The organism is Streptomyces sp. NBC_00388 (genome assembly GCF_036061255.1).
Lineage (GTDB): Bacteria > Actinomycetota > Actinomycetes > Streptomycetales > Streptomycetaceae > Streptomyces.
Window position 1 is genome coordinate 76,899 of sequence record NZ_CP107949.1, and the last position, 11,406, is coordinate 88,304.

8 protein-coding genes are annotated in these 11,406 nt (G+C 71.5%); 6 read left to right on the forward strand and 2 right to left on the reverse strand.

Going from position 1 to position 11,406, the window contains the following annotated elements; all coding sequences use genetic code 11:
- Positions 1-61: 61 nt before the first annotated feature.
- Positions 62-1,465, reverse strand: coding sequence for a MocR-like pyridoxine biosynthesis transcription factor PdxR (gene pdxR / locus OG917_RS30510; protein ID WP_328322491.1), 1,404 nt, complete (start codon positions 1,463-1,465; stop codon positions 62-64).
- Between the two features lie 95 nt (positions 1,466-1,560).
- Here pdxR and OG917_RS30515 point away from each other — a divergent pair, with 95 nt between their 5' ends.
- Together OG917_RS30515 and OG917_RS30520 are read left to right on the forward strand one after the other, a co-directional pair.
- The gene (locus OG917_RS30515; RefSeq protein ID WP_328322493.1) at positions 1,561-2,808 is read left to right on the forward strand and encodes an MFS transporter; all 1,248 of its coding nucleotides are present in this window, start codon (positions 1,561-1,563) and stop codon (positions 2,806-2,808) included.
- A gap of 122 nt (positions 2,809-2,930) precedes the next feature.
- Positions 2,931-3,779: an NAD-dependent epimerase/dehydratase family protein gene (locus OG917_RS30520; protein ID WP_328322495.1), complete on the forward strand. Its 849-nt coding sequence runs from the start codon at positions 2,931-2,933 to the stop codon at positions 3,777-3,779.
- A gap of 82 nt (positions 3,780-3,861) precedes the next feature.
- Here OG917_RS30520 and OG917_RS30525 read toward each other — a convergent pair whose 3' ends face one another.
- The gene (locus OG917_RS30525; RefSeq protein WP_328322497.1) at positions 3,862-5,325 is read right to left on the reverse strand and encodes a class II 3-deoxy-7-phosphoheptulonate synthase; all 1,464 of its coding nucleotides are present in this window, start codon (positions 5,323-5,325) and stop codon (positions 3,862-3,864) included.
- A gap of 589 nt (positions 5,326-5,914) precedes the next feature.
- Here OG917_RS30525 and OG917_RS30530 point away from each other — a divergent pair.
- The 4 genes from OG917_RS30530 (at position 5,915) to OG917_RS30545 (ending at position 11,041) form a co-directional block, all read left to right on the forward strand.
- The gene (locus tag OG917_RS30530) at positions 5,915-7,321 is read left to right on the forward strand and encodes an MFS transporter (protein ID WP_443059113.1); all 1,407 of its coding nucleotides are present in this window, start codon (positions 5,915-5,917) and stop codon (positions 7,319-7,321) included.
- Between the two features lie 283 nt (positions 7,322-7,604).
- Positions 7,605-9,860, forward strand: a complete 2,256-nt coding sequence (tap, locus tag OG917_RS30535; protein ID WP_328322501.1) for a telomere-associated protein Tap — start codon at positions 7,605-7,607, stop codon at positions 9,858-9,860.
- Between the two features lie 3 nt (positions 9,861-9,863).
- Complete coding sequence (gene tpg / locus OG917_RS30540; protein WP_328322503.1) at positions 9,864-10,424, forward strand: telomere-protecting terminal protein Tpg; 561 nt, start codon at positions 9,864-9,866, stop codon at positions 10,422-10,424.
- A 308-nt stretch (positions 10,425-10,732) separates the two neighbouring features.
- Positions 10,733-11,041, forward strand: coding sequence for a hypothetical protein (locus tag OG917_RS30545; RefSeq protein ID WP_328322505.1), 309 nt, complete (start codon positions 10,733-10,735; stop codon positions 11,039-11,041).
- Positions 11,042-11,406: the final 365 nt, after the last annotated feature.

Below are 11,406 nucleotides of genomic sequence, written 5' to 3' on the forward strand. Positions count from 1 at the left end.
GGACTGCTCCGGGCCGAGGTCCGCGGTGACTTCACCCGGGCCCGGCCCGGTCGCGGCCCCCTCACGCCGCCCGCCCCAGCACCCCCCGCACCGTCCGCACCAGTGCCTCCACCGCACCCGCGTAGGCATGGGGGGCAGGCGTCGCGTACCCCACGATCAGCGACGCGGCTCCCGCCTCCCGTTCCCCGCGTGTGTAGTCCCCCAAGGTCTGCACCCGGATGGAGGCCGCCTGGAGCGCAGCGGTGATGTGCGCCTCCGACGGGCCGGGCGGCAGCTCGACCATCGCGTGGAGCCCCGCCGCGATCCCCGTCACCCGGGCCCGGGGCAGCGCCGCCCCTACCGCAGCCACCAGGTCGTCCCGCCGCCGCCGGTAGATGTGGCGCATCGTGCGCAGATGGCTGTCGTACGCTCCCGACCCGATCAGGTGGGCGAGGGCGAGCTGGTCCATCGGCCCGGTCTGCCGGTCCGCCAGCCGCTTGGCCTCGACGAGCGGCTCCAGCAGGGCCGGCGGGCACGCGATCCAGCCCAGCCGGACGGCTGGGCCCAGCGACTTGCTCGTCGTCCCCACATAGGCGACCTGGTGCGGCAGCCGCGGCTGCAGGGCGCCCACCGGACGGCGGTCGTAGCGGAACTCGCCGTCGTAGTCGTCCTCCACGACCCAGGCCCCGCGCCCGCCGGCCCAGGCCAGCAGCTCGGCCCGCCGGCCCGGCGACATCCCCACTCCCAGGGGGAACTGGTGCGCCGGGGTGCACACCGCCGCCCCCGCGCCGGACCGTTCGAGATCCCGAACGCAGAGCCCCTGCGCGTCGACCGCCACGTCCGCCACCGCCAGCCGGGGCCCGACGATCGCGACGTGATCGCCCACCGCCGGATTCTCCATCCCCGCCGTACGGACGCCGAGCTCGGCCAGCACACCGGCGAGCAGCCCAAGCCCCTGGGTGTAACCGGAGCACACCACCAGGTGCGCGGGGTCCACGCGCACCCCGCGGACCCGCCCGAGATACCCGGCAAGCGCGCTGCGCAACTCCGGCCGGCCGCGCGGATCGCCGTACCCGAAGGCTTCCGCAGGCGCCTCGTGCACAGCGTGACGCACCGCCCTGGCCCACTCCACGCGCGGAAAGGAGGACACGTCCGGCCGCCCCGGGCTCAGATCGTGGCGGGGGACAGGCACGGCGACCGGATCCGGCGCGGCCACCGGCACCGCGCTGGCCGCGGCCCCGTCCGCCACCCTGGTGCCTGCCTTCGTGCGCGCCACCAGCCAGCCCTCGGCAGTCAGTTGCTCGTAGGCCTGGCTGACCGTGCCACGGGACAGGCCCAGCTCCGCCGCCAGGTCCCGGGTGGACGGCAGCCGGACGCCGGCGACCAGCCTGCCGTCCCTGATCGCGGCCCGCAGCGCGTCCTCGACAGCCCGGCGCCTGCCCCCGCGCGGCGCCACATCGATCAACAGGTCCAGCCTGGACCCCATGGACTGCCCGGGCACCACGCCATCCATATTTGGTCCAATCAAAGGCGGCTTTTTTGGTTCAGAGTTCTGGACTGATTATTGCCTAGCCTTCCTGCATGAGCATCCGTCAGTCCCCCGGGGACACCAAGCAGCCCGATCCGGGAACGGCAGCCGCGCCGGGCTCCGGCATCCCCCGTTCGCTCGTGCTGCTCCTCGCGGTGGCGTGCGGACTGATCGTGGCCAACAACTACTACGCGCAGCCGCTCCTGCCGGACTTCACCCGGAGCCTGCACATCTCCTCCTCCACGGCGGGCCTGGCCGTCACCCTCAACCAGCTCGGCTACGCCGCCGGCCTGGTGCTCCTGGTCCCGCTCGGCGATCTGCTCGCCCGGCGCAGCGTCGTCACCGTGATGCTCACCGTCGACGCGCTGGCACTCGCGGGCGCGGCGGTCGCGCCGAACGCGTTCACGCTGATCGCCGTCCTCACCGTCGTCGGTATCACCGGGTCCGCCATCAACATCCTCATACCGGCGGCGGCCACGCTCGCCGCGGACGACCAGCGGGGCCGGGTGGTCGGCACCCTCATGACCGGCCTGCTGCTCGGCATCCTGCTTGCGCGCACCGTCGCCGGCGCCGTGGACCAGGCCGTCGGATGGCGCTGGGTGTACGGGCTGGCCGCCGTGGTCATCGCCGGACTCGCGGTGGCCCTGCGGCTGCGGATGCCCGATGTGCCCGCCACCCGCGGCGCCCGCTACGGCCGGCTCCTCGCCTCGGTCGGCTCCCTGGTGCGCACCGAGCCCTTCCTGCGGCGCCGGATGGCGATCGGCGCGATCGGCTTCTGCTGCTTCCAGCTCCTGTGGACCGCGCTGCCCTTCATGCTCAGTGGCGCTCCGCATCACTACTCCGCCGCCGCGATCGGCCTGTTCGGGCTCCTCGGCGCGGCCGGCGCGGCCTGCGCACAGCCCGCCGGCCGGCTGCAGGACAAGGGCGTCGCCCACGCCGCGACCGGCATCCTGCTGCTCGTCGTCGGGGTCGCCTGGGCCCTGACGACCGGTGGCAGCAACCTCGTCCTGCTCATCGCGGGCATCCTGGTCCTCGACATCGGCGTCCAGGGCGTCCACGTACTCAACCAGGCGCGGATCTACGGCTACCCGGCCCGGATCAGGTCCCGGGTGACCACTGCCTACATGACCTCCTACTTCCTCGGGGGCTCGGTGGGCGGGGCGCTCGGAGTGAGCCTGTACACGGCGGCGGGCTGGGGCGGTGTGTGCGCCGCGGGCGGTGTCCTGACCGCCGCCGCGCTGTTGCTCTGGCTGACCGAGAGCCACCGGACGCCCGCGGGGGCGGCCACCGCGCCCCTGTGAAACCCCGCATCCCCTGCATCCAGTACCTGGCGTACCTTCCGGTCCCCGGCCCCGTCGCGGAGCCTTCGACCATGCGCGATCCCGCGCGACCACCCACCCCACGACCCCCGGGAAGTGAACTGATGCGCATCTTCGTCGCCGGTGCCACCGGCGCTATCGGCCGCCACCTCGTCCCCCTGCTCGTCCAGGACGGCCACGACGTCGTCGGAGCCACCCGGACCCCGGAGGGAGTGGAGAGCCTGCACGCCATGGGCGCCCAGGGGGTGCTCCTCGATGTCCTCGACGCCGAGGACGTCGTCCGCGCCGTCACCGAGCACACGCCGGACATCGTGATGCACCAGCTGACCTCACTCGCGGCCGGAAACCCCGCCGACAACGCCCGGATCCGTATCGAAGGCACGCGCAACCTGGTGGACGCCGCCAAACGGGCCGACGTGTCGAGGATCGTCGCGCAGTCCATCTCCTGGGCCTACGGGCCGGACACCGGACCGGCCGGGGAGCACGACCCGCTCGACGTGAACGCCGTCCAGCCGCGCGCCACCACCATCGGCGGCATCCAGGCCCTGGAGAGCGCCGTGGCGGAACTGCCCCGACATGTCGTGCTGCGCTACGGCACCCTCTACGGCCCAGGCACCTGGTTCGCACCCGGCGGCCTGATGGCCGCGAAGCTGGCCGCAGGACAGTTGCCGGCCAACGACGGAGTCTCCTCGTTCGTGCACGTCCAGGACGCGGCACAGGCCGCCGTCCGGGCCCTGGACTGGCCGGACGGACCGGTGAACATCGTCGACGACGAGCCCGCCCCGGCCCGCGCATGGGTCCCGGTGCTGGCCCAGGCGCTGGGCGCTCCGGCCCCCGAGGCGTCGTCCGGCGGTGCCGGCTGGGAACGGGGAGCGGACAACTCCCTTGCCCGGTCACGTGGCTGGCAGCCCGAACACCCCAGCTGGCGCACCGGATTCGGCGCGCAGGGCTGACCCACCGAACGCGCCCCTGGGGGAGCCGTTTCCGGCTCCCCCAGGGGCGTATCCACGCACCGGCCCGGTCCAGGCGGCCCCCTCACCCCGCACGCATCAACTCGCCCACAAGAAAGGCGAGTTCGAGTGCCTGGGTGTCATTGAGCCGTGGATCGCAGGCGGTCTCGTACCGCCGGTGCAGATCACCGGCCGTCACCCCGCCGCCCACGCACTCCGTCACCCGCTCACCGGTGAGTTCGAGGTGCACACCGCCCGGGTGCGTACCGAGTCCGCGGTGCACCTCGAAAAAGCCGGTGATCTCCTCCAGTACGGTGTCCAGCCGACGTGTCTTGTGGCCGCTGGGCGCCTCGAAGGTGTTGCCGTGCATCGGATCGCACACCCACACCGGGCAGGCGCCCTCGGCGGCGGTCTTCTCGACCAGAGCCGGCAGCACATCACGGATCCGGTCGGCTCCCATCCGGGTGATGAACGTCAGCCGGCCCGGCTCCCGCTCCGGGTCCAGCCGGTCGACCAGCGCCAGCGCCTCGTCCGTCGTGGTCGTCGGCCCCAGCTTCACCCCGACCGGATTACGGATGCGGGAAGCGAACTCGACGTGTGCCCCGTCCAGTTGGCGGGTCCGCTCGCCGATCCACACCATGTGCCCGGACAGTCCGTACAGCCCCTCGCCCGCGTTCCCGCCGGACTCGCCGCGAGTCAGCGCACCCTCGTAGTCCAGGACGAGCGCCTCGTGGCTGGCGAAGAGCTCCGCCCACTGCGCCCCGCTCTCGCCCACGGACTCCGGCGCCTCACCGACATCCCGGGCCAGTGCCTCGAAGCGCCGCAGGGACGCCGCCGACCGTACGAACTTCTTGTTCCACTCCCGCACCTGCCGCTGACCGGCGTAGCCGCGGGCGGCCAGCGCGCGCAGCAGATCGAGCGTCGCCGCGGAGGCGTGGTACATCCGTTTGAGCCGCTCCGGATCCGGCGTGCGGTCCTGAACGGTGAACGCGCCGCCGTTCACCGAGTCGCCCCGGTAGGAAGGCAGCGTGACCCCGTCGCGGGTCTCGGTCGGCCGCGAACGGGGTTTGGAGTACTGCCCGGCGATCCGGCCCACCGTCACCACCGGCACCGCGGCGGCGAACGCCAGCACGTCCGCCATCTGCCGCAGCGTCCGCACCTTGGCACGTATCTGCCCGGCCGACACCGCGTCGAACGACTCCGCGCAGTCCCCGCCCTGCAGGAGGAAGGCCTCCCCGCGCGCCACGGCGGCCAGCCCGGTACGCAGCCGGTCACACTCATCGGCACGGACCAGCGGCGGATACGCGGCCAGCTCTGCCACCGCCGCGCGCAGCGCCGCCGGTTCGGGCCAGTCGGGCTGCTGAGCGGCGGGCAGATCCCGCCATGAGGCGGCGGAGCCGCCCGGAGCCGCACCGGGAGTCCCCCCGGGAGCGGCGGAAGGGACGAGACCTGACGGTTCGGCGGAGACAGCGGGCCGGAGGGGCTCGGGCCCCGGCTCGGGGGAATCGGCGCAGAGGCCGGCCCTCTTCGCAAGCGCAGTGACGGTCATCATGCACGGGTGCGCGGTGGCCGACCTGCCACCGCGTTCCTCTCTGTGTGGGCGGGTCGCTCGACATCGACGGCCGCCGCGCACCGGTTCGTCCCGCGGCACCCGCGGCCGTCGGGCGCGACGGGCCGTACAGCGCCTCACTATTGAGGTCCCGGGCCCCCATGGCGGAGCGCTGTCACCTTCATGCCGGGACCGGGCCCACCGCTGGCAGCTTGCTGCTCACCGGCCGGGACATGCCCCTGGGAGACACGGACCGGGCAGGTGAGGAGCAGGAGCACTCCCCTTGCAGAGTCCCGGACCGCGTTCCTCACCCCGGGACCACCGCCCGCGGCCGGGCTCCGAGACCCGGCCCCGCCCGGCGTGGTCCCTTGGTAACACCCGCCGATCACTTGAGGAGCACTCTCGTTGAATTCGGCAAGGCGCGGCCAATACCGTCGAAACGGCTTCTGCGGACGGAGAAATCCGAAGGCCGGAAAGCCACACCGCCTTCGAGAGAAGCAGACCTGCAGCACTGCGGGAAACCGTCCCGGTGTCCCGGTCCCCTCGCGGGCCCCGTTCCCGCGCCCCGACCCTCACGATTTGGACAGCCATGGCAACCGCCGTCATCGACGCGCCGCCCGTTGCACCGTCCCCGCGCATGACCTCGCGGCAGCGCCTCGTACTCACCCTTCTGCTCGGCTCGCAGTTCATGCTCGCCGTCGACTTCTCCATCCTGAACGTCGCCCTGCCGGACATCGGCAAGGGACTCGGCTTCTCCATCGGAAACCTCCAGTGGATCTCGACAGCGATGATGCTGCCGGCCGCCGGCTTCACCCTGCTCTTCGGCCGCCTGGCCGACCTCGCGGGCCGCCGTCGCATGCTGCTGACAGGCATGGCCCTGCTCGCCGCAGGATCCCTCGCAGGCGGCCTGGCCACCAGCCCGGGCATGCTGATCGCGGCCCGCATCGCCCAGGGCCTCGCCTCCGCCCTCGCCACGCCCGCCGCGCTCTCCCTGCTGACGACCTCGCTTCCCGAAGGACCCCTGCGTGCCAAGGCACTTGGCCTGAACGGCACCCTCATCTCCGCAGGCTTCACCGTCGGTGCCATCTTCGGCGGCCTCCTCACCGACCTCCTCAGCTGGCGCTGGGCCTTCTTCATCAACGTCCCGGTCGCGCTCGCGGTCATCATCGCCGCCCCGTCCGTCATCAGCGAAAGCCGTGGCGCGCGCACCAAGCTCGACATCCCGGGCGCCATCACCGTCTCCGGCGGCCTGCTGGCCCTGGTGTACGGCGTCACCGAAGCCGGCCAGAACGGCTGGACCGACCCGGCTGCCCTGATCACCATCACCGTCGCGGCCCTCCTGCTCGTCGCCTTCTGGCGCATCGAGATGCACGCCAAGGCCCCGCTCGCCCCGGTGCGGGTCATGACCCGCACCAACGTCAAGTGGGGAAACTTCGGCGGCCTGATCACGTTCACGATGGAAAGCTCCGTCGTCTTCCTGCTGACCCTCTACCTGCAGGAAGTGTTCGGCTACACCCCTCTCCAGACCGGCCTGACCTTCTGCGGCATCGGCGTCGCCTCCTTCCTCGGCGGCATGGCGGCACCCCGCCTGATCGCCCGCTTCGGCAACCGCAACGTCCTGGCCGCGGGCCTGCTCCTGCAGGCCGTCGCCACCGGCACGCTCTTCCTGGTCGGCAACGGCGGCGCCGGCTCCCTGGCCCTCATGCTCGCCGCCTCGTCCGCCGGCGCCTTCGGCCACCTCTCCTCCATCGTCGGCTACATGGTCACCGCGACGTCCGGCCTGCCCGACGACGAGCAGGGCCTGGCCACCGGCCTCGCGTCCATGACGCAGCAGGTCGGCGTCACGATGGGCATCCCCGTCCTGAGCTCGATCGCCACCGCCCGGATGAACGCCACCGGCTCCGTCCTGAGCGGCATCCACATGGCGCTCCTCGTCGACGCGGTCATCGTGCTGGCCGGCTCCGCCCTGGCCTATACGGGGCTGCGCCGTCGCTGAAGCCGGCCCCTGCCCGGCGAACGGCGAGAAGGGCCCCCCGGGGATGCGCCGACCGGTTCATCGGCCGGAACCCTGCCGTCGCGGCCGAGCTCGGTGAAGACCCCTCAGGGGCCTCGAAGCAGCTGTGGCCGCGGAGGCAGCCCATGGCGCCGTTCGACCCTGTCCACCCACCTGCCATGTCAGTGCGGAGCGTGCGGAGACAGAGGATCCAGACACGTGTGTACGCGAAAAGAACGCCGTATATCCGCTGTTTGTGCGGTACTGTCTGGGTCGGAGGTAGTCCATGTCTGAGTTGTTCGACGCGGTGGATGCGCTGGTCGCGTCTGCGTCGCCGCTCCCGCCGCCCGAGGAGCGCAAGCGGTTGCGTGTCGCCCACGGGCTGACGCTTGAGCAGGTGGCGGGTGCGCTGAAGGTGCGCCGTGCGACGGTCGGTGTCTGGGAGTCGAGCAAGAACAAGACGGAGCCGCGGGGACCGGAGCGTGAGGCGTACGCACGGCTGCTGAAACAGCTCGCGGAGCTCTACCCCGCCCCGCCCGGCGTTGCCGACGCACGCCAGCAGGAGAAGGCGGTGCCCGAAGCCTTCGCCGACGCCGCCGCCCCCGCACCCCGTGAGGCGGAGACCGCCGTGCCGGTCTCCGCGTCGGCAGGTTCAGCCTCTGTCGCTTCGGCTATGACCACCGATCAGAACAGCCCTCCGCAGCCCGCCCCCGACACCGTGCCGGGTTCGTCGTCCGCCGCCAGGCCGTCGATGTCGCGGCGTCCGGCCGCGAAGAAGGCCACGGCCAAGTCCGCTGCCGGCCCGGCCGCGGTCGACCAGCGGTTCGAGCACGGGCCGCTGGCAGTCGTCGACGTCGCAGACGGACACGCGTTGGCGTACTGCGTCGGCGGTCTGGTCCTGGACGTGCCGGCCAAGTCCCTTCCGGGCCTGGTCGACTGGGTACTGCGCGAGGCGAAGCTGGGCGCGCCGAAGCTGGCCGGCCCGGGCAAGGACGCGGACCCGCTGATCGTGCTCACCGAGGCCGCGCTGGAGCACTACGGCCTGCCGACCACACTCAGCGAAGAGGAGCGGATCGCCGGTCGGCTCCCCGAGGCCCACAAGGTCACCAAGCAGCTGACCCGCGCGGAGTGGAAGCTGACGAAGCGCGGGTTCGGGCCGTGGGCACGGATCTACCGCCCTGCCACCGGCTCCGAGCGGGCCTGTGTCCAGTTGTGCATCCCGTCGTGGAACGCGCTGGACACCCGGCACTGGGGCGACGCCGCCCAGCTCCCGCCCGCCGAACTGGCCCGGCTGCTCGGTACGTACGCGTCCCGGGTCATGACGCCGCGCGGCTCCACCGCTGTCACAGGTCTGGAACTGATGACGGCCCTGCACCCGCCGACCCGCGCCTCCGAGCCCGACGCCCACGGCAAGCGGCACTCGGAGCACAACCCCGGCTCACTGGGGAAGGAGCCCGTCGACTGCGCGCCGTGCGAGGCCCCGGACGGGCACCCGCTCCTGGCGGACCTGCCCCGCTTCCACGTCCGGGGACCAGCGGAGAAGCTGTTCGAGGAGGCGTACGACTGGGCGCGCCCGCTCACCGACGGCGAATGCATGCGCCGCAACCTCGTGGGCCTGGACGTGAACATGGCCTTCGCTGCCGGCGCGAACGGCCTGCCCGTCGGACTCGGCGAGCCGACACACGTCAGGAACCCGCCGTTCGACCCCAAACTGCCCGGCTCGTGGCTGGTCGACCTCAGCCACATCGATCTGTCCCGCGTGAAGGCCGGCAAGGAGTGGGTGGAGCTGGACGGTTCGCTGCTGCCCAGCCCCTTCACACCGAAGGGCGAACGCCCCGAGGGCCCGGCCTGGTACGCGACGCCGACCGTCGCGTACGCGGTGGAGCTCGGCTACGACGTCGCGCCCGTCGAGGCGTACGTCCGGCGCGGCAACGGCCGCTACCTGGACGGCTGGTACAACCGTCTGCGCGACGCCTACCTCGCCACCATGGCCGACCTGGGTGTCGATGCGGACCTGGCGCCGGAGGACTTCCTCACGGCGATGGACGGCTACCGCCGCCGCGACCCAGAACTGGCGATCGTGGTGTCCGCCGTCAAGGCGACGGTCAAGGGAGGGCTGGGGAAACTGCGCGAACGCCCCCGCGGCGAGGGCTGGCGGCCCGGCGAGCCCTGGCGTGCCCTGTCCCGTCCCACCTGGCGGCCGGACATCCGTGCGGCGGTCATCTCCCGTACCCGGATCAACCTCCACCGGAAGCTGGTCAAGCACGCGGCGTTCACCGGCCAGTATCCGGTCGCGATCCTCTCCGACTGCGTCGTCTACGCGGCCGACGGCGAGAGCCCGCTGGACTTCCTGCCCTACCGGGATGGCAAACCCCTGCCCGGGGGCTTCAGGCTCGGCGTCAACCCGGGCCTGGTCAAGCACGAGGGCACACAGACGACCCTGTGGGGCGAGGGCGTCCGGGAGCGGTTCGAAGCTCCGGAACTCAACCTCGCCCGGTACATCAAGGACGGCGCCGTCACCGACGCCGACAACGGGGAGTAGGCGATGGTCAAGGAGTTCGGGGACGGCCTGGACCAGGCCGTGCAGAAAGCGTTCACCCGCCCCGCGCCGAAGTCGGCCGGCGCGCAGATGCGGTACCTGGTCAAGCAGCTCAAGGGCACCAAGGCCGTCGCCCAGATGCTGCGGATCTCCCAGCGCACCGTCGAGCGGTACGTGAAGGACCAGATCAAGAAGCCCCGCCCGGACCTCGCCGCCCGGCTGGAGCACGAGGTGAAGGCCCGGTGGCAGCCGCAGGTCCGGGCCAAGGCGAGGGAGAAGGCGTCGACGACCGACGGCATCGTCATTGATGTCCATGCCCGCCTCGGCTACTCCGCGCCGATTGGGACAACGGACCAGGACCGTCTCCGGCACCTCACCGTCGCCCTCCCGCCCCAGCACGCGGCTCGTCTCTTCGACGCCCAGCAGCGGGGCGAAGGCGATGACCGGCTGCGCGAGATCACCGCAGAAGCGCTCAGGGAGGTGTACTTCCAGGACGGCGGACGCCGCGCAGGCTCCCTGGAGGAAGTACAGATCAACGACGTGGTGGACCTGGAGTTCGAACTGTAGAGACTGGCCACGAACAATCCGCGGGCCCACGGCTGTGAGTGAGCGCTTCACTTGACGAGTGAGCAGATCGTCGACCGCGGTCCCCCCGCCAGATGTTGTAGAGCCGTTCCCTGGCTGGGCTGAGGGTGTCCCATATTTTAGCCGACTCTACATGCTGCATCAGTCTGATGCAGCAGTAGCCGGAAGCGCTGGAGTGGCTCTCGGCCCGCGTGAGTGAGGGCGCTTTCACCGCATCACGTCGGGTTCATTCCAGAGCAATGAGGGAAGCAGGAACGGCGTACAAGTGCCGTTCCATGCGAGGAGTCGCCATGACCACGTTCGTCATCACCGTCCCTGGCACCTTCCTCACGGACATCACCGATTCAGCCCAGTCGATTCTCGAACGAGGGCTGGCTTCACAGCACACGGACGTCAGCGAGAGTGAGGGCCTTGACCTGCTCACACTGAACGAGGACAGGACCTTCTCCATCCGCCTCGAAGTCGATGCCGCAGACCGGTACGAGGCCGAACTGCTTGCCACAAGGCTCGTCACAGCCGCCCTGAAGGAGGCGGGCATCAAGGAAGCGGATGCTCCACTCGGCCCACCGGCCGTCACTGGCATCGACAGCAGCCTGTGACCCTGTCACCTCGCCGGCACGAGCGGGCCCTGGTGCGCATTTTTTCCTGGGGGTTGTACCGGAGGAGAGGCGCCGCCCCCCCGTTTTTTGTAGCGGGCCTCAAGGTTCCGGAGGCGGAGCCGGTAGGACCTTTGCGGGCGGGGGGAGCGCAGCGGACTCACCCGTCAGGCTGGAGCGGAGCGGAAGCCTGCTACAGGGCGCAGCCCGGCTAGGTCCGGGAGCGCAGCGCACGGACCGTCAACCCGACTGCGAAGCAGCCGGGTTGTGTGGGTGGCGCAGCCACCCACAGGCGATCACGCGGAGCGGGAGCGCAACCCCCGGGCGCAGCCCGGGGGTTCGCTTGCATATCGCGCAGCGATATGGTA